Annotated in this window: 19 protein-coding genes; 11 read left to right on the top strand and 8 right to left on the bottom strand. The window is 43.5% G+C overall.

Annotated features, from left to right (window positions below):
- Nucleotides 1-14 precede the first annotated feature (14 nt).
- From DXD04_RS04640 to DXD04_RS04625, 4 genes are all read left to right on the top strand, one after another.
- Nucleotides 15-2,339 (top strand): TonB-dependent receptor family protein, encoded by a 2,325-nt coding sequence (locus DXD04_RS04640; protein WP_117671282.1) that lies wholly within the window; start codon nucleotides 15-17, stop codon nucleotides 2,337-2,339.
- Between the two features lie 10 nt (nucleotides 2,340-2,349).
- Entirely contained in the window at nucleotides 2,350-2,883 is a 534-nt protein-coding gene (locus DXD04_RS04635; protein WP_117671280.1) for a DUF4858 domain-containing protein, read from the top strand.
- Nucleotides 2,884-3,270: 387 nt separating this feature from the next.
- Complete coding sequence (locus DXD04_RS04630; RefSeq protein WP_117671278.1) at nucleotides 3,271-3,945, top strand: DUF5041 domain-containing protein; 675 nt, start codon at nucleotides 3,271-3,273, stop codon at nucleotides 3,943-3,945.
- 156 nt (nucleotides 3,946-4,101) lie between these two features.
- Nucleotides 4,102-5,604, top strand: coding sequence for a glycoside hydrolase family 10-like protein (locus tag DXD04_RS04625; protein ID WP_117671318.1), 1,503 nt, complete (start codon nucleotides 4,102-4,104; stop codon nucleotides 5,602-5,604).
- 84 nt (nucleotides 5,605-5,688) lie between these two features.
- Here DXD04_RS04625 and DXD04_RS04620 read toward each other — a convergent pair whose 3' ends face one another.
- The 4 genes from DXD04_RS04620 to DXD04_RS04605 are packed head-to-tail and all read right to left on the bottom strand — an operon-like array spanning nucleotide 5,689 to nucleotide 9,576.
- Entirely contained in the window at nucleotides 5,689-6,462 is a 774-nt protein-coding gene (locus tag DXD04_RS04620; RefSeq protein WP_117671276.1) for a prephenate dehydrogenase, read from the bottom strand.
- A 12-nt stretch (nucleotides 6,463-6,474) separates the two neighbouring features.
- Entirely contained in the window at nucleotides 6,475-7,545 is a 1,071-nt protein-coding gene (locus DXD04_RS04615) for a bifunctional 3-deoxy-7-phosphoheptulonate synthase/chorismate mutase type II (RefSeq protein WP_007562782.1), read from the bottom strand.
- Nucleotides 7,546-7,568: 23 nt separating this feature from the next.
- A complete protein-coding gene (locus DXD04_RS04610) occupies nucleotides 7,569-8,759 on the bottom strand; it encodes a pyridoxal phosphate-dependent aminotransferase (RefSeq protein WP_117671274.1) in 1,191 nt (396 codons plus the stop codon).
- On the bottom strand, nucleotides 8,734-9,576 hold the full coding sequence (locus DXD04_RS04605; protein ID WP_022053541.1) for a prephenate dehydratase: 843 nt from the start codon (nucleotides 9,574-9,576) through the stop codon (nucleotides 8,734-8,736). The genes DXD04_RS04610 and DXD04_RS04605 overlap by 26 nt, the downstream gene beginning before the upstream one ends.
- Nucleotides 9,577-9,928: 352 nt before the next feature.
- On the opposite strand from DXD04_RS04605, the gene DXD04_RS04600 reads away from it, so the two are divergent.
- Entirely contained in the window at nucleotides 9,929-11,098 is a 1,170-nt protein-coding gene (locus tag DXD04_RS04600; protein WP_117671317.1) for a MalY/PatB family protein, read from the top strand.
- Nucleotides 11,099-11,180: 82 nt separating this feature from the next.
- Here DXD04_RS04600 and DXD04_RS04595 read toward each other — a convergent pair whose 3' ends face one another.
- Entirely contained in the window at nucleotides 11,181-12,134 is a 954-nt protein-coding gene (locus DXD04_RS04595) for a tetratricopeptide repeat protein (RefSeq protein ID WP_117671315.1), read from the bottom strand.
- 97 nt (nucleotides 12,135-12,231) lie between these two features.
- Here DXD04_RS04595 and DXD04_RS04590 point away from each other — a divergent pair, with 97 nt between their 5' ends.
- Nucleotides 12,232-12,939: a TapB family protein gene (locus DXD04_RS04590; RefSeq protein WP_177298941.1), complete on the top strand. Its 708-nt coding sequence runs from the start codon at nucleotides 12,232-12,234 to the stop codon at nucleotides 12,937-12,939.
- Between the two features lie 70 nt (nucleotides 12,940-13,009).
- Here the strand turns inward: DXD04_RS04590 and DXD04_RS04585 are convergent, their stop codons facing one another.
- Nucleotides 13,010-14,662, bottom strand: a complete 1,653-nt coding sequence (locus tag DXD04_RS04585) for an AMP-binding protein (protein WP_117671270.1) — start codon at nucleotides 14,660-14,662, stop codon at nucleotides 13,010-13,012.
- Nucleotides 14,663-14,685: 23 nt separating this feature from the next.
- Nucleotides 14,686-15,264, bottom strand: coding sequence for a helix-turn-helix domain-containing protein (locus DXD04_RS04580; RefSeq protein WP_007562773.1), 579 nt, complete (start codon nucleotides 15,262-15,264; stop codon nucleotides 14,686-14,688).
- Nucleotides 15,265-15,531: 267 nt separating this feature from the next.
- On the opposite strand from DXD04_RS04580, the gene DXD04_RS04575 reads away from it, so the two are divergent.
- Nucleotides 15,532-16,038, top strand: a complete 507-nt coding sequence (locus DXD04_RS04575) for a TlpA family protein disulfide reductase (RefSeq protein ID WP_259296130.1) — start codon at nucleotides 15,532-15,534, stop codon at nucleotides 16,036-16,038.
- Nucleotides 16,038-16,838 carry an N-acetylmuramoyl-L-alanine amidase family protein gene (locus tag DXD04_RS04570; protein ID WP_117671268.1) on the top strand — a complete coding sequence of 267 codons (801 nt, stop codon included), beginning with the start codon at nucleotides 16,038-16,040 and terminating at the stop codon, nucleotides 16,836-16,838. The genes DXD04_RS04575 and DXD04_RS04570 overlap by 1 nt, the downstream gene beginning before the upstream one ends.
- A 74-nt stretch (nucleotides 16,839-16,912) precedes the next feature.
- Here DXD04_RS04570 and DXD04_RS04565 read toward each other — a convergent pair whose 3' ends face one another.
- A complete protein-coding gene (locus tag DXD04_RS04565; protein ID WP_117671266.1) occupies nucleotides 16,913-17,884 on the bottom strand; it encodes a hypothetical protein in 972 nt (323 codons plus the stop codon).
- 712 nt (nucleotides 17,885-18,596) lie between these two features.
- On the opposite strand from DXD04_RS04565, the gene DXD04_RS04560 reads away from it, so the two are divergent.
- Genes DXD04_RS04560 through DXD04_RS04550 form a run of 3 tightly spaced genes read left to right on the top strand, consistent with a single transcriptional unit; the run spans nucleotide 18,597 to nucleotide 23,896 of the window.
- Nucleotides 18,597-21,302 carry a type I restriction endonuclease subunit R gene (locus DXD04_RS04560; RefSeq protein WP_117671264.1) on the top strand — a complete coding sequence of 902 codons (2,706 nt, stop codon included), beginning with the start codon at nucleotides 18,597-18,599 and terminating at the stop codon, nucleotides 21,300-21,302.
- A 4-nt stretch (nucleotides 21,303-21,306) separates the two neighbouring features.
- Nucleotides 21,307-22,740: a type I restriction-modification system subunit M gene (locus DXD04_RS04555; RefSeq protein ID WP_117671262.1), complete on the top strand. Its 1,434-nt coding sequence runs from the start codon at nucleotides 21,307-21,309 to the stop codon at nucleotides 22,738-22,740.
- Between the two features lie 4 nt (nucleotides 22,741-22,744).
- Nucleotides 22,745-23,896 (top strand): PDDEXK nuclease domain-containing protein, encoded by a 1,152-nt coding sequence (locus DXD04_RS04550; protein ID WP_117671313.1) that lies wholly within the window; start codon nucleotides 22,745-22,747, stop codon nucleotides 23,894-23,896.
- Nucleotide 23,897 lies beyond the last annotated feature (1 nt).

The raw sequence follows: 23,897 nt of genomic DNA, 5'->3' as shown, positions 1-23,897 counted from the left end.
ATTGACTTAACTCTATGAAAAAGCTATTTTTATATGTTATAGGCAGCTTAATCATACTGCCTGTTTACAGTCAGCATTTGATTAAAGGAACAATCATCGATTCGGAAAATGCGGTGATGCCGATGGTGAATGTCGCCTTTTTGAATCAGGCAGACAGTACACTCGTCACCGGAGCAGTATCCGACTCTTGCGGGGTATATGGCATATCGCTTGCTGGAGGTAACTATATCATCCGCTATTCTTATCTGGGTTATGAGACATTGTGTCGGAATATACAAGTCAATGCGAATCTCACATTGCCGGTAGTTAAAATGGAACTGGCACAGACCGAGCTTGAAGGAGTGGAGGTTACTGCCTACCGAAAACCTTTCAAATTGGATAGGGAAGGTATTACGGCTGATGTGCCTAATACGATTCTTGCCAGACAGACTACATTGGATGATTTGCTTTGCAAGATACCCGGTATTCAGAAACGTGGTGAAGACATTGAAGTGATTGGTAGAGGTCTCCCTGCCTATTATATCAATGGCCGTGAAGTGACAGACCAGACTGAACTGGATAATCTGGCTATCGACCAGATTCAGTCTGTCAGACTGGTGACGAATACGGGGGTACGTTATCACTCTGAGCAGCGTGCGGTGATTGAAATCAAGACCAAACGCCTGGGCGAAGGACTTGCCTTTAATGTCAGCGGTAATCTGCTGCAGGGGAATTATCTTAGTCAGAATTACAAGATGAACGGAAGTTACAATTACAAGAACTGGGACTTCTTTCTCTCTTATAATTATGACCGGGGAAAGAAGGATTCGAATCTTGACGTTTACCAGCAGACTCAAAGTGATACAATCTGGAATCTGACCGATTTGACCCGGAAACAAATCTTCAACGAAAGCCATGCCTATACGGGAGGGGTTTCTTATCATTTCTCTCCGGAGTCGGAAATCGGCCTGAAATATGAAGGTAAATACAGTGAAGGTAGTACGTTCTCTAAGGATACGCTTTCCATGATACCGGACAAAGGGACTTCAACCTTTATCAGGAATCTCAGCGATGTGTCCGACAAGTCCGTCAGCAACCATCTGAATCTGTATTATACAAACGACTGGAAGAATGGCTGGAAGATGAACGCATTCGGTGATTATCTTCATAAGACCGACCGAAGCCGTGGCAATATCCGTGAATGGGAAAGCGACGGTGTGGAAACGTCTATGGATTATTATCGTAAAGCGGACTGGGATTTGTTTGCTGCCAAATTAAATTTGTCGTATGAAACCGGGAAAGCCGGAACTTTCAGCTTCGGTTATGATTTCAGCCACACAACCGGAACGGACTATATAGAGTATGTCCGTGCGTTGAATAATGGTAGTACAAGTAATACGGAAATGAAAAATTCGCTCTACCTGTCGTACGATTACACATGGAACAATCTGTCGCTGGGAGCTGGATTGCGTTACGAACATATACGGAGCGATTTGAGGGAAAACAATAGCAACAAGAATCAGAACCAGACTTATCATAACTTCCTGCCCTCTGTTTCGTTAAGCTACAATACCGAGAACCTGCAACAGTCGCTTACATATTCCGTTCATACGGAGCGTCCGCCTTTTGGTGTAATGAACGACAATGCGGTGTACACAGATCGGTTTACTTATCAAAAAGGAAATCTTTACCTGAAACAGGCTTTGACTCATGACCTGAACTATATGCTGTTTTATAAGTTTCTGTTCTTTAACCTGAATTATACTCATACCCATAATCCGCTGATAACAGCTTTCTACAGTATGCCGGGAAATTCAGCAGTTACGGTCAGCTACATGGATAATTTTGACAGAATGCATAATCTGACGGGGATGGTAAACGTGCAATATCCGGTGAAGTGGTGGCTGCCCTCACTTACGCTTACCTGTTTGAAGACCTTCTTCAGTTATCCAGGGCCGAACGAAAGTGTCCTAAAAGCCGGCCGCCCGCTGGTGATGGTGAACTTCAACAACAGTTTCACACTTCCATCCGGATTCCTGTTGTCTGCTGATTTTAATTATGGTTCCAGAGGATATTATCAGTTGTACGAGGCGAAGAGTTATACCTCCTTCAACCTGAGTCTGAAAAAATCGTTCCTGAAAGACAAGCTTCAACTTTCACTGGATGCTTATGACATTTTCAATAAGAACAATACGCGTGCTTCTGCTCGTCTGAATGATATTATCATGCACAGTGTCGGAAAGGAGGAAACCCGAAAAGTCGGTTTCACGATTACTTATCGCTTCCGCACCGAAAAGAAGATGAATAATCAGAGTGCAGCTGAGACGGAAATGTCACGATTGAATATGGATAATCAGTAAAGACGGCTGAATGAACACTCTCCAACGATATATGGTGTTGAATTCTCTTTTGCTGGTGGTGATACCTGTGATGGGCCAGCAAAAGGAAGACAAGGAAATTAAGCTGAATGAAGAAACGGTAAAACTCATTCAGTTTGATTTCCTTCCAGGGGATATGGAGAATTACAACAAGCCTTTGGAAGCCCCGTTGGAAAAGAAATGGATGGAGTACAAGAATCCTTTTGATGAAGGAATTCCCCGAAGTCTGACAGACAGTCTTATGGCAAAGAAACCGAAGGGATATATCCGCATGTGTCCTTATTCCATTTGGACAAAACGGGGAGAAGATCCGGTGTATGATGTGACTGTGGAAGGTCGTCCGCCTGAACTTATCATGAACGAGGGACCGGACGTCAGTAAAAAACTTCAGACAGATTACGGGCATTCTCTCAAGCCCTCAACGGGCAGAACGTATGATATGCTGAATAACTCCACTCCCATTGAAGTAGGAAAAATTTTCAAGAAATATATAAAGCCGTTGCTACCTGCAAAAAAGAGTAAATAGTTTCTTATAGATTCTTCAGTTTCCTTCCGTATATTCCTTAAAATAGAGTTAAATTTACCTCGACACGTACGTGACGAGGTCTTGACACGTACGTGCTGATGTCTCGTCACGTTCGTGTCGAGATATTGACAGCTACGTGTCAAGGTATTTTTGAATAGGAGTTTCTCTTTTATATAAGGCGGTTTAGAAGATTTATGACGGCCCAGTTACTTCTATTAGGACTGGTGTAGAGGCAAATCGTAGATTTTGAGGAAGTTATAGTGATAATCATTCAGTAATCATTATATTTGTGAGAATTTGCATGGTTGGTTTATATAGAAGGATATAATCGTACTATGCATTTTCGGTTTGCAGATAAAAGCTGAATGAAACTTAAAACATAATACAATGAAAAAAAGAGTATGGATGGCAATTATTTGCCTTTGTTTGTCCGCAGGACTGCCTGCACAAGATTCATTAAAGGTAAATACGAAACAAATTGGTGTGGAGGATATTGTAGATGTGCTGAATGTGATGCGTGTAAAGATGTTCCATTTTGACCTGATGCCGTTCCTGACAGATACGTATGAAGTACAAGTATATGTGGAGGAACATGAGAAAGGGAAAACATCCAAACGTATCGAGCTGTTTCGGATGGGGAAAAATAAGGAGCTGCTGAAAGATTCCTGGAGATACAAGGATTTGCCGGAGGACACAGAAGTGTGGAATAAAATCACAGACCTGTCTTTATTCCTGACAAGCAGAAATGACTCTACAACTTTGCTTACTATTAAAGTTCCGAATGCGATGACTGCGAATGTGGTATTGAAGTTGCATCCGTTAGGAAAAGAAAAGGTGTATTTTTACGAAGCCAGACCTTATATCTTACGGAATAATCCGAATGCAGACAGCCTGAACATACCTTTAATCTTATACGGCTCTGGCTGGGTAGATGAACAATACGGATTTATGCGCTTCTGTGGGGAAAGAGAAATTGACGGGAATGATAAGACCGGAATGATTTTGTCGAACGTACCACATTATTATGTGGTGGGAGTGGAGTTGCATAAGGCAGCCAAGTAAAGGAAATTTTGATTTCTTGAATATAGGATGCGGTTCGGCAATACTTGTGCTCAAAAGCAGGCTTTTGGCTTGGTATTGCTCTCACCTTTCACTATCTTTGCGGCTTAATCGGACATTTGTCCGGAAAGTGAAAAGGATATGATAAAATTTACGGATATGAAGACTAAACTATTGATGTTGCTTGTCCTTTTGGGAAGCCTGTGGACGAGCAACTTGTATGCTCAGACACGTTATCCCAAACGGGAGTTTCGCGGAGCCTGGATACAGTGTGTAAACGGACAGTTCCAGGGGATGCCTACGGAGAAAATGAAGAAGGTGCTGGTGAGCCAGTTGGACAACTTGCAGAAGGCTGGTATCAATGCCATCATTTTTCAGGTGAGGGCAGAGGCGGATGCCTTGTATAAATCTCCTTACGAACCATGGAGCCGTTTCTTGACCGGTGTGCAGGGAAAAGCTCCTTCGCCTATGTGGGACCCTTTGCAGTTTATGATTGAGGAATGCCACAAGCGGAACATGGAACTTCATGCGTGGATTAATCCGTATCGTGCCAAGACGAAAGGCACAGGTGCTTTGTCGCCCATGCATCCCTACAGCAAGAATCCGGAACTGTTTGTGCAGTATGCCGGCCAACTGTATTTTGATCCGGGGCTGCCGGAGTCCAGAAAATACATCTGCAAGATTGTACGCGACATTGTGACCCGCTATGATGTGGATGCCATTCACATGGACGACTATTTCTATCCTTATCCGAATCCGGGAGAGGAGTTTCCGGATAATGTCAGCTTTGCAGCATACGGTCGCGGATTTACTCGTCGGGCAGACTGGCGTCGGGATAATGTGAACGTGTTGATTAAGGAAATTCATGAAACCGTACGCGAATGTAAACCGTGGGTGAAGTTTGGTGTATCACCGTTCGGTATTTATCGTAACAAGAAGAATGACCCGAACGGAAGTGAGACAAACGGCTTGCAGAACTACGATGACTTGTATGCCGACGTGCTTTTGTGGGTAAACAATGGCTGGGTAGATTACAATATCCCGCAGATTTATTGGGAAATCGGACATCCGGCAGCCGATTATGATACACTGATTCGCTGGTGGGCACGCCATTCGGCAGCTCGTCCGCTGTATATCGGTCAGGATGTGATACGCACGGTATCGAAAGCAGATTTGATGAATCCGAACCAGAGCCAGATTCCGGCAAAGTATAATTTGCAGCGTTCATTGCCTACCGTACAGGGAAGCTGTCAGTGGTATGCGGCGGCAGTGGTAGAGAACAAGGGAAATTACCGGGATATGCTGGTGAAAGAATATCACAAGTATCCGGCATTGCTTCCGGCTTCTCCGTTTATGGACGACAAGGCTCCGGGCAAAGTGCGTAAGCTGAAACCGGTATGGACCGCAGACGGATACATCTTGTTCTGGACGGCACCGAAGGAAAAGACCGAGATGGACAAGGCTTATCATTATGTGGTGTACCGCTTCGGAAGCAAGGAGAAGGTGAACCTGAACGATCCTTCACACATTGTAGCGATTACGCACGATGAATTCTATAAGTTGCCGTATGAAGATGGAAAAACGAAATATCGTTACGTAGTGACTGCACTCGACCGTCTGCACAATGAGTCGAAATCGGTATCAAAGAAGATCAAGCTGTAAATATCAGTCTGATAGAAAATAGAAAGGGCAGGAAGAAAGGTTTGTGGTTTTCTTCCTGCCCTTTTTTATGGATTTCCCTATAAGTTATTTGATATTTTTTCGAATCTTGCTAAGATAGGCATGCATGCCTTCTGCATCTTTCCGGCTGATAATATCTAACAGTTCGTTTAGCTCCGTACGGATATTTTCTACCTGAGCCGGAGTGCGTGGATTGAACAAGATTTCCTGTAGCAGAAAATCATCTTCGCTCAGCACACCTTGCGCAATGGCCATGTGGCGCTTGAAGGTAGTACCCGGTGCATCTTGGTGTTTCATGACGGCTGCAAACACAAAGGTAGATACGAACGGGATGGACAAGGAGTAAGCCACAGTTTCGTCGTGCTCCTCGAAGGTGTATTCAAAGATGTTCAGCTTCAGGTGCTGGTAAAGGTCCTTGAAGAAAATCTTTCCCAGGTGGTCACCTTCCTTGATGATGATGGCATTCTCCGTACTCAGTTTGTCGAGGTTGGCAAATGTAGGACCGAACATCGGGTGGGTAGATACATAACGGAAGCCGCAGTTTTCATAAAACTCCTTTAATCCGGTTTTCACGGAAGCGATGTCGCTGATGATACAGTCCTTCGGCAGTACCGGAAGGACCTGATGGAAAGCATCGAGTGTGTATTTTACCGTGGCAGCATTGATGACCAGCTCCGGCTTGAATTCGCTGATTTCTTCCAGCTTGGTGAAGCGGTAGCAGTTGTACATAAAGCGCAGGCGTTGGGGATTCACATCGTATACGGCGACTTCATGTTCAAAACTCAATACATCGGTAAAGAAGGAGCCCATTTTCCCGGCTCCTAAAATCAATATTTTCATGCTTTGTTTCTGTTATTTGTTGATGATTTCCATTTGCTGGCGCACGCTTTCTTCGTGAATCAGCTCGAATACTTGTTTGACGAAATCGGAATCCATGCCGCAAAGTGAGCCTTGTGCGCCACGCTTGTCCAGAATTTCGTTGTAACGTCCGGTCTGCAGGATGGTCATGTTATGTTCCTTTTTGAAGGTACCGATTTCACGGCACACACGCATACGTTTGGCGAGTATGTCCATCAGGTCGTTGTCACATTCGTCAATCTGCCGGCGGAGCTCGTTCAGGTTTTCTGTCGTCTGATGCTCAGAACGGATTACGAGTAGGTTCAGGATGTAGTCTAGAATATCGGGAGTAACCTGCTGTGCGGCATCGCTCCATGCACATTCCGGATTGCAGTGTGATTCGATAATGAGTCCGTCGAAGCCTAAGTCCATGGCCTGCTGGCACAGCGGAGCAATCAGTTCACGTTTTCCGCCGATATGGCTCGGGTCGCAGATAATAGGCAGGTTCGGGATACGGCGGCGCAGTTCGATAGGAATGTGCCACTGCGGCAGGTTGCGGTAAATTTTCTTGTCGTATGAAGAGAATCCACGATGAATGGCACCGATACGTTTCAGTCCGGCATTGTTGATGCGTTCCAATGCACCAATCCATAGTTCTAGATCAGGGTTTACCGGATTCTTCACATAGACGGGAATATCCACGCCTTTCAGTGCATCGGCAATTTCCTGTACGGCAAACGGGTTGGCAGTAGTACGGGCACCAATCCATACGATGTCTACATCAGCTTTCAGGCATTCGTACACATGCTTGGCGGTAGCTACTTCCGTGGCTACGTACATGCCGGTTTCCTTCTTCACTTCTTTCAGCCAGGAAAGTCCTTCCACGCCGATACCTTCGAAACCTCCCGGTTTGGTGCGGGGTTTCCAGATTCCGGCACGGAATATCTTGATACCTTTGTCAGACAGTGACTTGGCTGTAGTCATAACTTGTTCTTCTGTTTCGGCACTGCAAGGGCCTGCAATGATCAACGGGCGTTCCTGAGAAACACCTTCCAGTTCAATAGGGAGTAAATCTAACTGTTCCATGGTAGTATTTGATTTTTGTAATGTTATTTATTCATGATGGCCTGGATTCGTTTTAACGCCTCCTCCAGTTGAGGCTCTTTGGCGCAGAGTGAAATACGGATATACCGTTTTCCGTTGCTGCCGAAAATGAATCCCGGAGTGATGAACACGCGGGCTTCGTGCAAGACTTTCTCGGTCAGTTCTTCTACGTCGGCATAGTGGTCTGGAATGCGTCCCCACAAGAACATACCTACTTGTTCCGGGTCGAAGGTACATCCCAAGGTATGCATAATTTCTTCAGCCAGTTTCCGGCGGCGTGCGTAAGTCTGGATATTGGCTTCTTCGTGCCATTCTGCGCTGTTGTGGTAAGCCTGTGCGGCTGCCAGCTGCAAGGGGCGGAAAGTACCGGAATCAATGTTGCTCTTGATTTTCAGAATCCACTGTACGAAAGTGGCATTGGTTGCCAGCATACCTACGCGCCATCCCGGCATGTTGTGGCTCTTGCTCATGGAGTTGAACTCGATACAGCATTCTTTGGCTCCCGGCACGTTCAGGATACTGATAGGTTTACGGTTCAGAATGAAACTGTACGGATTGTCGTTGACGATGACAATCTGGTGACGGTGTGCAAAATCCACCAGCTTCTCGTAAAGCTCCATGGTGGCATTGGCACCGGTCGGCATGTTGGGATAGTTGGTCCACATGATTTTTACCCGACTTAAATCCATCTTTTCCAGCTCTTCGAAATCCGGTTGCCAGTGATTGTCTTCCCGCAGGTTGTAGTTCACGATTTCACTTCCCAAAATCTTGTTCAGTGAAGTGTAGGTAGGGTATCCGGGGTTTGGAACCAGCACCTGGTCACCGGGGTTCACCAGTGCAAGTGTGACGTGAAGGATACCTTCCTTCGAACCGATAAGCGGCTGGATTTCCGTTGCCGGGTCCAGGTCTACATCATACCATCTTTTATACCAGTCGGCCATGGCTTTGCGCAGTTCCGGTATTCCCACCGTAGGCTGGTAGCCGTGTGCGTCCGGCTTGCGGGCATTCTCACACAACACGTTGATGGTCTCTTCTGAAGGCGGCATGTCCGGGCTTCCGATTCCTAAGCTGATGACATTCTTTCCTTCGGCATTCATCCGTGCCACTTCTTTGAGTTTCCGGCTAAAGTAGTATTCGCTGACGTGGCTCAGTCGGCTGGCCGGCTCTATCTTATAAGGTTGATTCTCCTTCTGCATATTCTCCTAAAATTTTAAGTGCTTTGGTTAATGGCATTACTGCATCAATGGATTGTTTGTATCTCAAATAGTCGTTGAACATCACGTCTACGTAGAACAGGTATTCCCATTCCCGCCCGATGATGGGCAACGACTGTATTTTTGTCAAGTTAATGTGATAGAACGAAAAGATGGACAACACTTGTGACAAGCTTCCTTCATTATGAGGCAGGGAGAAAACAATGTTGGCCTTGTTGATTTTGGAACGGTCTTTCAGTTCGTCGGCCATCCAGGGATCGCATATCACCAGAAAGCGGGTGAAATTATGCTTGTTGGTTTCAATGCCTTCCTGCAGGATTTTCATGCCGTAAAGCTCGGCTGCATATTTGGAGCAGATGGCAGCATGTCCTTTTAATCCCTTTTCCTTGATGTCGCGTGCGCTGCCTGCGGTATCTTCCGTTTCTACCACCTTCAGTTGTGGATGGTGTTGCAGGAAATCCCGGCATTGTGCCAGTGCTACCGGGTGGGAGTTTACCTCTGTCAGTGTACTCCAGTCTTCTCCGGGCAGACACATGATGCTGTGGCTGATTCGTAATTTGTGTTCTCCAATAATCGTAGCTCCACTGTCTCTGAGCAATTCGTAATTGTGAAGGAGACTTCCGGCAATCGTATTCTCAATGGCAATCATTCCGATGATGCTGCTGTCTTTTTTCAGGTTATCGAACACCTCTTCGAATGTGTTGCAGCAAATCAGTTCGATTTCTTCATCCTTGAAAAACTTATGGGCTGCAATGTCGTGATACGAGCCCGGAACTCCTTGTATGGCTATCTTCTTCATCTTTTGTGTAACTATAAAAAAAGTCCCGCTCCATCGAAGCGGGACTTTGTATTATCATTTCATTCTTGTTTTCTCTATTAACGTATGCATGCAAACTCCCGCTTCACTTCATTGCTAAAGTAAAAGAAATAAAAGTAAAAGAAGAAGTATGATGCAAATGTTCTCATTTGTTTGTTATTTTGTTGTTATTTCTGCTGCAAATGTAATACTTTTCTTTAAAAAACAAATGTTCCGACAAACTTTTTCTTCTTATTTTTAAAAAATAGCCTCAGAATGGCGGATATGAATGTATTTTCTTACCTTTGTTGTACAGAGATATTTCATTTGTAAAACAGCCAAAATAAATAAGAACATGAACTATAATTTTGATGAAGTGATTGACCGTCGCGGCACATGCAGTGAGAAAGTAGACGGTATGGTAAACGTATGGGGAAAGTCTGATTTGATTCCGATGTGGGTGGCCGATATGGATTTTGCCACACCTCCGTTTATCTTGGAAGCCATTCGCAAACGTTGCGAACATCCGGTGTTGGGATATACCTTCCGTTCAGACGATTACTATCAGTCTATTATCGGATGGGTAAAGAAACGTTATGGCATGTCGGTAGAGAAGGAAGAAATCAATTTTGTACCGGGCATTGTACCGGGTTTGGGAATGGCTATCAACTGTTTCACAAAGCCGGGCGACAAGATTATGATTATGCCTCCGGTGTACCATCCTTTTGCCTGGCTGGTGACACGCAACAACCGTCGCTTGGTGGAATGCCCGCTGAAGGAAGTGGACGGACATTATCGTATGGATTTGGATTTGATTCGCCGTTCCATAAAGGGAGTGCGGGTATTGATTCTGTGTAATCCTCACAACCCGGGAGGAGTGGTTTGGAAGAAAGAAGAATTGCAGGAACTGGCCGAAATCTGTGCTGATGACAATGTGATTGTCTTTTCGGATGAAATTCATGCCGACTTGACTTTACCGCCTTATCAGCATCTGCCTTTTGCCATGGTGTCAGAAAAAGCCCGCAACAACTCCGTTACTTTCATGGCACCCAGCAAGACTTTCAATATGCCGGGAGTAGCCGCTTCGCATACCATTATTTACAATGAAGGACTTCGTTCACGTTTTGTGACTTACCTGGATGCAGGAGAACTGAATGCGGGACATGTATTTGCCTGGCCTGCCGTAACCGCTGCTTACACTGAAGGAGAGGAGTGGCTGAAACAGTGTCTGGCTTATATTCAGGGAAATATTGACTATGCAGATGCCTATACAAAAGCACATACTCCTAAGATTAAGGTGATGCGTCCGCAGGCTTCTTACCTGATTTGGCTGGATTGTCGCGAACTGGGATTGTCGCACGAAGCATTGAATGCTTTCTTCGTCGACAAAGCCGGACTGGCATTGAACGATGGAGAGATGTTCGGTAAGGAAGGAGCAGGCTTTATGCGAATGAATGTAGGTTGTCCGCGTGTGACACTTGAAAAGGCCTTACAGCAATTGAAAGCAGCTTACGAAGCACTTTAATGCATTTATTATATATAAAAAGAACGGGTGCGGAATTTCATTGAATGAATGTTCCGCACCCGTTCTTTTTGAGAAGTATCGTTTAGTAGATTCCGGTTTGCAGATTGCTCTTTTCAAAGTTATTGAAATTGCCGGAAATCAGGTTCTCTTTTTCAGGAGCCAGCTCGATGGCCTTTTTCATGTCTTCTGCTGCACCGGCCTTGTCGCCCATCAGCAGGTGAACGCGTCCTCTTTCCTGGTACAGTTGCGCTTCCTGCGGAATCAGTTCAATAGCTTCCTGATAATTCTCGAGTGCCTTGTCCAGTTGTTTTTCCTCTATCAGCAAGCCACCTTTCAGCAAATACGCTTTCACGTTGAACGGGTTCAAAGCTATAACTTGTTCCACGCATGCTTCTCCTTCCTGATTTTCTCCCATACCGATGTGGATGGTAGCTTTCAGGAGAAGCGCTTCCTCTTCTTCCGGATTCAGTTTCAGTACCTGCTCCAAGTCATTGAGCGCATCTTTCGCCTGGCGCATTTCCCACAGCACTTCGGCACGCAGAAGATAAGCTTCTGTGAAACTCTCGTTTTGTACGATGGCCTTAGTCAGCATGACAATGGCTTGCAAGTCATTTTTCAAGCCACGTGCTGCACGAGCGGCTAAGTAGTAAGCCTGGGCATTCTTTTCATCCAGGGCGATGGCTTTCTGGCTGGCTTTCTCCATACCTTCATAGTCCTCTTGTATATAGCATACGCTGGCCAGAGACAGCAAGGCCTGTACGTTTGTCTCATCTTGGGCAATCAGCCGGTCAAGGGTGATACGTGCATCCTCCGTACGGTTGGCCTGAAGATATGCACTGGCCAGTAAACCCAGCGTTTCCTTTTCTTCTTGATGTGCCACTGCTTCTTCAAAACATTTGATGGCGTAGGGCAGCTTGCCCATGTTGCGGGCACGGATGCCGTCATATTTCAGGATGTCGAAATTCTTCTTGTCTTGTTTCTCTTGTTCGTTTGCATCGGATTTACTTTTTCCGAATAAAGATGATAATAATCCCATGATAAACTGATTTAATGTTTTTTCTGTGGCAAAGATAGGCAGAAAAAAGAAAGAAATTTGTATGTTTGTACCGTATTTTACTTTAAAAGATGAAACTATGAAGAGGCTAATGTTTTTGGTGGCAGCGGTTTTGGCTTGCCATTCCATGCAGGCACAATATTTCTGCACGACAGAGGGTACAGAACTGCACTATGTGAATTACGATGAAATCGGTCAGAGCACATCGGATGAAACCATGACCGTAAGTAAGGTAGAGAAAGTGGACGGAAAGCTTCAGGCTGCCTACTATGATAAGATTGTCACTACAAAGGCAAAGAACAATACTAGCTATACCTTGTTCAACTGGAGCTACGATGGAGCCAATACGGTATGTACGGAAGATTTGATGTACGGTCCGTATGTGGATTCTGATTCCGACCCTGCTAAATACAACGAGGCTGCCCGTTTAGGTTTGCTGGAGAAGCTCAAGTTTAAAGGCGATAATTCATTTACTATCAAAGACGGTGCCAAAGGTGGGGAAAGTATTCCTGACCGCTCTTATCAGGTAGTTCGTAATATGTTGAAGAATGAAGTGAATGTGTCTGGTGCAGCTTACATGGGAAATGAAACCATCAGCACTACAGCCGGAAAGTTTGACTGTGTGAAGATTTCTTACCTGCAGCGTACAAAGATTGTGCTGAAAACCACTACACTGCGCGTGACTGAATGGTATGCCAAAGGAGTGGGACTGGTGAAATCGGAAGCATACGACACCAAAGGCAACTTAGACAGCAAGACATTGCTGGTGAAGATTGTAAAGAAATAAATCAAGCAATTTGTCGATAAAATTCCGGCCCGGAATCTGTTCTTGAGAAAGAAGGATTCCGGGCCGTTTTTTATATGATTTCGATGCCTTGTTCGGCACACAGTTTCAGACTTAAATCTTTCAGTTTGAATTTCTGGATTTTTCCGCTTCCTGTCATGGGGAATTCCTTTACGAAGAAAATGTATTTGGGAATTTTGTAGCGGGCTATTTTTCCCTGACAAAACTCACGTACATCAAATTCGTTCATGGTGTATCCTTCGTGCAGGATGATGAAAGCTCCCACTGCCTCGCCGTATTTTTTGGAAGGAACTCCGGCCACCTGCACATCCTTGATGCCCGGCATCTTGTAGAGGAATTCTTCGATTTCGCGCGGGTAAATATTTTCTCCTCCGCGAATAATCATGTCCTTGATGCGGCCCGTAATGCGATAGTTTCCGTTTTCATCTTTTACTCCCAAGTCACCGGAATGTAGGAATCCGTTGGCGTCAATCACCTCGGCTGTGGCTTCCGGGTTTTTGTAGTAACCTTTCATGGTGTTGTACCCTCGGTTACACATTTCGCCTTGTACACCTACCGGGCATTCTTCTCCGGTATTTGGGTCGATTACTTTCACTTCCGTGAACTCAAAGTCATGTCCTACAGTGGTGTAACGTACTTCCGGATCGTCGTCAATGCGGCTGTGGGTCATACCCGGTGAGGCCTCTGTCAGTCCGTATACACTGGTGACGCGCATAAACATTTTTTCTTCCACCTGTTTCATCAGTTCCACAGGGCAGAGAGAGCCGGCCATGATACCCGTGCGCAGGCTCGACAAGTCGAACATGGGGAACATGGGGTGATGCAGTTCGGCAATGAACATGGTCGGTACACCGTAGAGAGCCGTACAGCGTTCCTTGTGTATGGAAGCCAGTACGAGCAACGGATCGAAGCGTTCTATCATGACCTGTGTGCAGCCATGCGTCAGGCAGTTCATGGTGGCCAGTACCACACCGAAGCAATGGAAAAGCGGAACACATACGCACAACTTATCATCGGCCGTGAACTTCATGTGCTCACCGGTTAGAAATCCGTTGTTGGCAATATTATAATGGGTAAGCATGACCCCTTTCGGGAATCCCGTAGTACCGGAAGTATACTGCATGTTCACCGTATCATGGCAGCTTACCAGTTTCTTGGCGTTAATCAGTTCCTCATCGTCAATGTTGCTTCCTAACAGCAGAATCTCTGCCGTGTTATACATACCCCGGTATTTCTCCTGACCGATGTACACCACATTGCGCATGTGAGGGAAGCGTTTGCTCTTCATGTGGCCCCGTTCGAAGAGTTTCAGTTCGGGCAGCATGGTGTAGGTCATTTCCACGAAGTTGCTGTCCTTTTCTCCGTCTACGATACACAGAGTATGCATGTCGGAGTTTTCGCAGAGGTACTCCAGTTCCGCCTGCTTGTAGTTCGTGTTGACCGTAACGGCCACGGCACCAATTTTGGCACAGGCATACAGAAATGTCAGCCAGTCGGGCACATTGCGGGCCCAGATGCCCACGTGAGTATCTTTTTTCACGCCGATGGCCAGCAAACCTTTGGCCATGTGGTCCACACGCTCGTTAAACTGTTTCCACGTAAAACGCAAGTTGCGGTCGGAATATACAATGTATTCTTTGTCCGGAGTCACTTCCGCCCAATGCTCCAGCCAGTCGCCTAATGTTTTTTCAGAAAGTTGTAACATGTCGTTGAAGATTTGTGTGAGACTTATACCGGAGTGTAGACTACGGCCAGAATTTGTGCAGCCTGTCCTTCGGCTGTGTGTACATGGTGCGGTACGATGGAATCATAATAAATGGTATCTCCCTCTTTCAGGCGATAGTTACTTTTTCCATAACTGATTTCCAGTTCCCCTTTCAGTACCATGATAAACTCTTCTCCTTCATGTGCCGACAGAAAGAAGTCTTTTTCGTCGTTGGCGTCGATGTCGATGATGAACGGTTCCATGTGACGGTCCACCTTGCTTTTTGACAATGAATGATAATGCATGTGCTGGCGGGCATGCGTAGCGTTGTTTGAAAATCCGATGGTATCGTCCGCCTCACCTTTGCGGCAGATAACCGGTCCGGCTTCACTGGTCTGGTCGTCCAGGAAAGTGCCCAGACGTACTCCCAATGCACGTGCTATTTTAATCAGCGGAGCCAGCGAAGGAATGTCAATGTTTTCCTCAATGCGACTTACCTGTTCCACGGTCAGCCCTGCGCGTTCTGCCAGTTCCTGTATACTTATTTCTTGATTGGTTCGGAGCGATTTTATTTTTTCTCCGATGATGTTTGTGCAATCCATAGTTCTTCTCTTTTATGTTGATTTACAATAAAAGCGCAAGGGTGTACGCTTTGTTCTTCATAATTCGCAAAGTTAATAAAGTTTCTGTATAAACATACCGAAAAGTAATAAAAAGCATTTTCTTTCGGCCCTTTTCGCACTTTCTGATATTCTTTTTGCAGACAGGTTTCTTGTCGAATGTGTCTGTATTTTAATTTTTTGTACTATCTTTGAGCCGAAATATAATTTAGAATGAGTATGAAGAAGCTTATTTTTGCATTGACATTGATGGGACTTTTAGGCGGCCATGCACCACTTACAGCCTCTCAGCCGGTTCCTGATGCAGCCGGATATATTGTCAAGGTAGGCGATACGGCTCCCGACTTTGAAATGAAGCTGACGGACGGACGCAAGGTGAAATTGTCAGAACTTAAGGGAAAGGTAGTCATGTTGCAGTTTACCGCAAGCTGGTGTGGAGTCTGCCGTAAGGAAATGCCCTTTATTGAAAAAGACATCTGGCAGAAACATAAGGACAATGCTTCCTTTGCGCTTTATGGAATTGACCGTGACGAGCCGCTGGAACGAGTGAAAGCCTTTGCCAAGCAGACAGGAGTGACTTATCCGTTAGGACTTGACCCGGGAGCAGATATTTTTGCCAAATATGCGGAACGCAATGCCGGAATCACCCGTAACGTGCTGATAGATAAAGAGGGTAAAATCGTGATGATGACTCGCTTGTATAATGAAGAGGAGTTTGCTTCCCTTTGTAAGAAGATAGATGAACTGCTGAAGTGATGAAGAAGTTCTTATGTTTGATTTTATGTGGCTTGCTGTGCTTTCCTTCGGGAATGACGGGAAAGAAGAAGGGACATTATGAACCGCTGTTTGGAAAGAAATATGCGTCGTATGCGGTAACTTCCAGTTCCTTGAAAGGAGCCACTTTCTATCTTGTCAGCGGACATGGGGGACCGGATCCTGGCTGCATTGGTAAATACCGCGGAAAAGAATTGCATGAAGATGAGTATGCTTACGACATCATTCTCCGCTTGGGACGCGAGTTGATGAAACGTGGGGCCAAAGTGCATTTTATCATTCAGGATGCAAAGGATGGAATCCGTGACCAGGCTATACTGAATAACAGCAAGCGGGAAACTTGCATGGGAAAGGCTATTCCATTGAATCAGGTAGCCCGCCTGCAACAGCGTTGTGATGCGGTGAACCGCATGTACCGGAAGGATAAGAGCAGCTACAAGCGTGCCGTATTTATCCATGTAGACAGTCGGGCTCGGAACAACCAGACTGACGTGTATTTCTATCATGCACCGGGCAGTTCAAAAGGAAAACAGCTGGCGAGGGAAATACAGCGGACTTTCCGTTCCAAGTATGACCGCCATCAGCCCAACCGCGGATTTGATGGTACGGTGAGCGAACGTAACCTGTTCGTACTTCGCAACACGACTCCGGTAGCTGTTTTCCTGGAAGTTGGAAATATCCAGAATGCGCAGGATCAGAAACGTCTGGTCATTGCCGACAATCGTCAGGCTTTAGCCAACTGGATAACCTTAGCTATTGAGAAGGATTACCGGAAAAGATAATCTCATAAGTCATAAAAAAAGTCAGGCACTTCAGCGGTTGCCTGACTTTTTTTATATCTGTGAAAGCTGATTGGTTATCGATTTTTGGCCTTCAGCACTTTCTGTACATTCTGGATTATTTCCGGATTAGCAAGGTCCTTCTTGCCAATCAGCGTGAAGGCAAAGTTGTCTGCCATGATTTCTTCCGGATGAATGAGATAGTTGGTGTTCTTTCCTACTTGTGTGTAGAAATCTTCCGCTTCATCCAGTGCATAAATGATTGTTTTTCCAGCCTTCTGAATAGGAACAAAATCACCGTTCAAAGGTACAAGTCCCACTTTCAGGTAGTCGAAGAGCGTTTTTCCGTCATAAGGTCTGTCGGTATAAATCACCATGGTGCAGTATTGCTTCTGTCCGCCGATGGTAAACGTGCCGTAACTGTCATATCGGCTGATGTCCGGATTGGAAATACGAATTTCTGCCAAATCGGACGGGAAGATAATTTCTTTTTCAATCACCGTGAATCCGATGACCTTGTAAATGTCTTTCTTGAAGTTGGAATTCTGTCGTGTCAGCAGGTGAAACAACTCATGGGCCACAAGGTATTTCAAATCTGCATCCGAAGCTTCCTTCAACGCATACTCACCGATGGCAATCCAGTTTACGCGGGTGTAGGCCTCTGCATTACCTTCTTCTTTCTGGGTAGTTTTTACAAAGATGATTTCTTTCGGGAAATCGAGGTTGTAACTTTGTTTCTTGATTTCTGCATCCAGACTTTTCATTGCCTTGCTGATACGCTCTTTTTCAGTGTCACTCCAGTTGAGTGTCTGTTCCATGGCAAACTGCAACAGCTGTGATTTGCGTCCTTGCGGTTTTTGAAGACGCACGTCAATGTCAAACTGGTTCCAGTCGCGCGTATAGTCATCCAGTTCCGTAATCAGCATTTGTCCTTCGGCACGAGTGGCAAAGCGGAAGATGGAGTTTGAAAACTTGTTACTCTGCGCCCAAGCTGCGATAGTGGTAAAAGCCAGGCAAAATATGAAAGAAAGTGAGTGTTTTAGTGTCATAGTTTTGTTTTTTAGTTACCTGTTATTTTATTCTCAGTGGTAAATATAACGTATTTTTCTGTATTTTTCCTCGCTTTTTATCAAGAAAAAGAAAGAAAAAGAAAAAATAAGACAAATCGCAGAGAGTATTACTTGCCTGAGAAAAGAGGAAACATGGTTAGGGAACCTTCGTTTGATAAGTGCTGAATACCGTGGCGTATATGCTTATTTTCTTTTGTCTTTTTTATGTTTCTCGAACGGGAAACCTATGTTTTCCTTGACGGAAACGTACGTTTTCCTATCGTGAAACGTAGGTTTTTGCTGCGCGCAACGTAGAGTGTGTGGTAAGATTTTCAGATAAACTTGGTGTGTTTTTTCTTTATAGTTGGTTTAGTAAGCTATTATGCTGTAAGTGTATGTTGACTGCGGGGTAGACTTGTATAGTGTGAATCAGTAAAAAATACATGATATGATGTGTTGAGTAAATCTCTGTCACAGAAAGAAAAGTATAAAAACTCAAAAATCTGTCTGATATAATTTGTTATATTTGCATAATATAATTACATCTAAATATAGAAATTAGGATAGGGCCCGTTTTTAAAAACAGGTATCGTCAGTCATAACTATTAGAGTTGGGTAAAAGTTTTTTGTGAATTGATACCTATAATGTTATGAACGTTCATTATTATTTTTTAAGTGTATAACTTCCGATAATGCAAAAATATAGGAACATATGACACCAGAAGAAAAAGCAAGACAGAAAATAGATCAGTGGTTTAGCGATGCAGGATGGAAAGTAGTAGATAGAGATGAGTATGAACCAACTTGTACTGCAGTAGCTATAAGAGAAGGATTATTGAAAGGTAATCTTGAGGCTGACTATTTCCTTTTTATTAATGGCAAAGCTGTTGGGGTGCTTGAGGCTAAAAGAGAAGAAACAGATGCCTTCTCTGATAAAGTATGTAATCAGGCTGTTTTGTATGCGCGAAATGTTCCTAGGATTTATCAGACATATCAGAAACCATTGCCTTTTATTTTTACTTCAAATGGCAAAGATCTGTATTTTTGTGATTTCCGGAAGCAAGATTCATGTTTTAATCAGATTATGACGATTCCCACTCCTTATGAATTGGTTAAGTTGTTGGGAATAAATGATTATTTTGCCGGACTTCCAACTTTGCGAAAAAAAGGATTACGTGATTGTCAGTATGAGGCAGTTACTGAACTGGAAAAAAGTTTCAAGAGTGGTCAGAATCGCGCCTTGATGGTATTGGCAACAGGTGCAGGTAAGACATATACCGCATGTCTTGCTGCATATCGTCTTCTTTCATATACTCCAATGAGAAGAGTGTTATTTCTTGTGGACAGAAATAACCTCGGTAAACAGGCAGAGGGAGAATTTGGAACTTTTCGGCTGACAGAAAATGGAGATGCATTCAATACAATATTTACAGTAAACCGTCTTCGTTCCTCTGCTATACCATCTGATAGCAATGTTGTTATTTCGACAATACAGCGTCTTTTTTCTTTTCTGAAAGGAGATACTATTGAGGATAATGACAACGATGATGATAATGAGCCTACAGAAGAAGTTGTATTGCCTCCTAACCTCAATTTACCACATGATTATTTTGATCTGATTATCATAGATGAGTGTCACCGCTCCATTTATGGGAATTGGCGTAAGGTATTGGAATATTTTGATACAGCCAGACTTGTTGGATTGACAGCCACACCAATTCCTGAAACAATGGCATTCTTTAACAACAATCGCATAGTCAACTACACATTGGAAAAAAGTATCGTTGATGGTGTAAATGTAGATTGCCGCGTATATCGAATCAAAACCCAAGTTACAGAAAATGGCGGAGCTATATTAGAAGGAGAAAAAATCAAAGAAGAAACGCGTTATACCGGAGATATAAAAACTATTTCCAATAAAGAAACGAAAACATATACCAATAAAGAGCTAAACAGAAGTGTCATTAATCCTGCACAAATAAAACTTATTTTGTCTACTTATCGTGATGTAGTCTATACGGAGTTATTCAATGATCCACAACGGGACGCCAATTTTGACTATATGCCAAAAACATTGATATTTGCTCTAAATGAGACTCATGCCAGCAATATCGTACAGATAGCTAAAGAGGTATTTGGACGTACAGATGACCGTTTTGTGCAGAAAATAACTTATTCTGCAGGCGATAGTAATGAATTGATACGTCAGTTCCGGAATGATAAGGATTTCAGAATTGCCGTAACTTGTACATTGGTAGCAACTGGTACAGATGTTAAGCCTCTTGAAGTATTGATTTTCATGCGTGATGTAGAATCTTTACCGCTCTATATACAGATGAAAGGACGTGGTGTACGCACAATTGGAGATGAGCAGTTACGAAATGTCACCCCAAATGCGTTCAGCAAAGACTGTTTCTATTTGATTGATGCCGTAGGTGTTACTGAACACGAAAAAACAATACCTACGATAACCGATGAGCCTACTACAAAGATTATCACTTTTAAAGAACTGCTGGAACAGATTACTCATGGTTACCTTCCTGATGAGCATCTGAAACGCCTTGCTGCAACACTTTCCAGAATATACAACAAAGCAGATAATTCACAGCGGAATGAGTTCGTACGTTTGGCTAATGACGACATGAAAGAACTTGCTTCAAGGATTTATGAGGCATTGGAAAACAACATTCTTCCTCCGTTTGTAAATACAAATGAGCCTAACAATGAACGAAAGGGCTTAGTATCACCACTTGCTAATCATGCAGATGCACGCCGATATTTACTTATTCTTGCAGCCGGATTTGTAAATACCCTGATGCCTGGTGAGGACACGCTTATTTCTAAAGGATTTTCAATAGAAGAAGCTAAAAGTACAGCAGAAGCCTTTGAAAATTTCTGCAAAGAACATAGTGATGAAATAGAAGCTCTACGTATAATTTATAATAATGAAGGTGAGCCAATTACCTATTCAATGCTAAAAGATTTGGAAAACAAACTCAAGATGGCTAACAATCATTTTACTTCCAAGCAATTATGGAACTCATACGCCATTCTGAATCCAAATAGCGTTCGACGTTCTTCTACGAAAGAAGAGAGTGATGCTTTGACTAATATCATACAGCTTGTACGCTTTGCTTTACACCAAATAGAACGATTGGATAGTGTAGTTTCTACCTCTAAACAGTATTTTAATCTATGGATAGGGCAAAATCAACGTGAAATAACAGATAAACAACGTGAAGTCATCAGTCGTATTGTGGATTATATCGCATCGAACGGTGCTTGTACAATTAAAGAGATTCGTGAGGATGATGTGACTCAAGCTGCGCAGATGATTCGTGCATTCGGCAGTATGCAAAAAGCTGATGAGGCCTTACAGTCTTTATATACATTTATAGTTTTAAGAAAAGCAGCATAAATATATGGCAACAAATAACATAACGGAGCAATCTCTCACCAAAAAAGTTTGGAATCTGGCAACAACTCTTGCCGGACAAGGTATCGGTTTTACAGATTATATTACACAGCTCACCTATCTTTTATTTTTAAAGATGGACGCAGAGAATGTAGAAATGTTTGGAGAAGAATCAGCAATACCATCTGGTTATCAATGGAGTGATTTAATATCTCTTGACGGTTTGGATTTGGTAAGGCAATATGAAGATACCCTGAAATTGTTGAGTGAACAGGAAAATCTTATCGGTACAATTTATACAAAAGCACAAAACAAGATTGACAAGCCAGTCTATTTGAAAAAAGTCATTACCATGATTGATGAAGAGCAATGGCTGATCATGGATGGAGACGTGAAAGGTGCTATCTACGAAAGTATCCTTGAAAAGAATGGGCAGGACAAGAAAAGTGGTGCCGGTCAATACTTTACTCCACGCCCACTCATCAAAGCAATGGTAGATTGCATAGCCCCACAAATTGGGGAAACGGTTTGTGACCCAGCCTGCGGTACCGGAGGTTTTCTCTTGACGGCATACGATTATATGAAAGAGCAGTCTTCGAGTAAGGAGAAGCGCGATTTCTTGCGTAACAAGGCACTGCATGGCGTAGATAACACACCATTGGTTGTAACGCTTGCTTCCATGAACCTATATTTGCATGGGGTGGGAACAGATCGTAGTCCGATTGTTTGCGAGGATTCTTTGGAAAAAGAGCCCTCTACTCTCGTGGATGTAATACTTGCCAACCCTCCTTTCGGCACTCGTCCGGCGGGTTCTGTGGATATTAACCGTCCGGATTTCTATGTAGAAACGAAGAACAATCAGTTGAATTTTCTTCAACACATGATGTTGATGCTAAAAAACGGAGGCCGTGCAGCTATAGTATTACCTGACAACGTACTTTTTGAAGGCGGTGCCGGAGAAACAATCCGCAAGAAATTACTTTCGGACTTCAACTTACATACGATACTTCGTTTGCCCACTGGTATATTCTATGCGCAAGGTGTAAAGGCCAATGTATTGTTTTTCACAAAAGGACAACCGACAAAAGAGATCTGGTTCTATGATTATCGTACTGATATCAAACATACGCTGGCTACTAATAAATTGGAAAGACACCATTTGGATGATTTTGTCACATGCTATAATGCAGGAAATTTAGAAGGACGCAAAGAAACGTATGATGCAGTCAATAATCCTCAAGGTCGTTGGCGTAAATATCCAGTAGATGATATTCTCACTCGTGACAAGACAAGCCTTGATATAACCTGGATAAAACAAGGAGGAGAGTCGGATGACCGCTCCTTGGCAGAGTTGATGGCTGATATAAAAGAGAAAAGTAAAACTATTAGTGCAGCAGTAGCAGAACTTGAAAAACTGCTTGCAAACATAAATGAAGATTAAGCGTATGAAGAATACCGACATCGCAATATCAATAGAACAGCAATTTGGAGAAATCGTAGATATTATTCTCCAACATAAAAGCAATGCTTCAAGAGTAGTCAACGAAGAATTGCTGCTTACTGCATGGCATGTAGGCGGATATGTATCGGCCAAACTGAGGAGCGAAGAATGGGGAAGTAAAGTCGTTTCACAATTATCCGAATATATACGTTCTCAACGACCTGACCTAAAAGGATATAGCAAGAGAAGTATTTATAATATGGTAATGTTTTATGATGAGTATTCATCGGAAACATTTATAGCGGCAATAAAACAATATTTGAATACAGAATTTGTGCAGACAGCATCTGCACAAATTGAAGTGGGCAACCATGTACAAGAATCAGCTACAATTGTGCAGTCAATGGTTACACAAATTGTTCAGTCAACAGCTGGACAAATGCCTAAAATATTGGAACTAACTACATTGTCCAATCATATAGAAATTCTATGCCGCTGCAAAAGTAATGAGGAACGTATATTTTACATTCTTTACGCCAACAAGGAACATCTTTCTTATAAAGAAATGCAACGTTGCATTTCCAATCAGACTTATGTAGGTTTATTAGGTAATAAGGACAATATGTCAAAAGGATTACTCGAAAGATATCCTAATGCACCAATCATGTTTAAAGATACTCTGTTTGTAGATTTTCTTAATTTGCCGAAAAAGCATAGCGAATCAATACTAAGAAATGGCTTGGTAGAACACATGAAACAGTTTATTCTTGAACTGGGAAAGGATTTTATATTCATGGATCAGGAATATCGTCTTAATATTGGAACATCTACATTCAAGGCTGACTTACTGTTCTTTCATCGTGGTTTACAGGCATTGGTTGCTGTGGAATTAAAAAAGACGAAGTTTCATCCTCGTGACCTTGGGCAACTAGAATTTTATTTGGAAGCACTCGATCGGGATGTAAAACGTTCAAACGAAAATCCGTCTATTGGTATCATTCTCTGCCCTGAAGCAGACCGGGTAGTAGTAGAATATGCTATGAGTCGAAGCATGAGTCCTACCATGATTGCTGAATACAAACGCATTCTCATTCCGCAAGAACGCATGCAGCAACAGCTGAATGAGTTTTGCAATCTATTCTTAAACAAAGACTAGC

This window comes from Phocaeicola plebeius, assembly GCF_003437535.1.
Lineage (GTDB): Bacteria > Bacteroidota > Bacteroidia > Bacteroidales > Bacteroidaceae > Phocaeicola > Phocaeicola plebeius_A.
The sequence above is the reverse complement of the archived record's forward strand: the minus strand, read 5'-3'. Positions and strand labels throughout refer to the sequence as shown.

Bases quoted from the DNA above. Each gene is read 5' to 3' on its own strand.
- DXD04_RS04555 (WP_117671262.1), top strand. From the start codon at position 21,307: ATGGCAACAAATAACATAACGGAGCAATCTCTCACCAAAAAAGTTTGG.
- DXD04_RS04565 (WP_117671266.1), bottom strand. From the start codon at position 17,884: ATGACACTAAAACACTCACTTTCTTTCATATTTTGCCTGGCTTTTACC.
- DXD04_RS04640 (WP_117671282.1), top strand. From the start codon at position 15: ATGAAAAAGCTATTTTTATATGTTATAGGCAGCTTAATCATACTGCCT.
- DXD04_RS04635 (WP_117671280.1), top strand. From the start codon at position 2,350: ATGAACACTCTCCAACGATATATGGTGTTGAATTCTCTTTTGCTGGTG.
- DXD04_RS04600 (WP_117671317.1), top strand. From the start codon at position 9,929: ATGAACTATAATTTTGATGAAGTGATTGACCGTCGCGGCACATGCAGT.
- DXD04_RS04595 (WP_117671315.1), bottom strand. From the start codon at position 12,134: ATGGGATTATTATCATCTTTATTCGGAAAAAGTAAATCCGATGCAAAC.
- DXD04_RS04585 (WP_117671270.1), bottom strand. From the start codon at position 14,662: ATGTTACAACTTTCTGAAAAAACATTAGGCGACTGGCTGGAGCATTGG.
- DXD04_RS04580 (WP_007562773.1), bottom strand. From the start codon at position 15,264: ATGGATTGCACAAACATCATCGGAGAAAAAATAAAATCGCTCCGAACC.
- DXD04_RS04630 (WP_117671278.1), top strand. From the start codon at position 3,271: ATGAAAAAAAGAGTATGGATGGCAATTATTTGCCTTTGTTTGTCCGCA.
- DXD04_RS04575 (WP_259296130.1), top strand. From the start codon at position 15,532: ATGGGACTTTTAGGCGGCCATGCACCACTTACAGCCTCTCAGCCGGTT.
- DXD04_RS04610 (WP_117671274.1), bottom strand. From the start codon at position 8,759: ATGCAGAAGGAGAATCAACCTTATAAGATAGAGCCGGCCAGCCGACTG.
- DXD04_RS04625 (WP_117671318.1), top strand. From the start codon at position 4,102: ATGAAGACTAAACTATTGATGTTGCTTGTCCTTTTGGGAAGCCTGTGG.
- DXD04_RS04590 (WP_177298941.1), top strand. From the start codon at position 12,232: ATGAAGAGGCTAATGTTTTTGGTGGCAGCGGTTTTGGCTTGCCATTCC.
- DXD04_RS04620 (WP_117671276.1), bottom strand. From the start codon at position 6,462: ATGAAAATATTGATTTTAGGAGCCGGGAAAATGGGCTCCTTCTTTACC.
- DXD04_RS04560 (WP_117671264.1), top strand. From the start codon at position 18,597: ATGACACCAGAAGAAAAAGCAAGACAGAAAATAGATCAGTGGTTTAGC.
- DXD04_RS04570 (WP_117671268.1), top strand. From the start codon at position 16,038: ATGAAGAAGTTCTTATGTTTGATTTTATGTGGCTTGCTGTGCTTTCCT.
- DXD04_RS04550 (WP_117671313.1), top strand. From the start codon at position 22,745: ATGAAGAATACCGACATCGCAATATCAATAGAACAGCAATTTGGAGAA.
- DXD04_RS04605 (WP_022053541.1), bottom strand. From the start codon at position 9,576: ATGAAGAAGATAGCCATACAAGGAGTTCCGGGCTCGTATCACGACATT.
- DXD04_RS04615 (WP_007562782.1), bottom strand. From the start codon at position 7,545: ATGGAACAGTTAGATTTACTCCCTATTGAACTGGAAGGTGTTTCTCAG.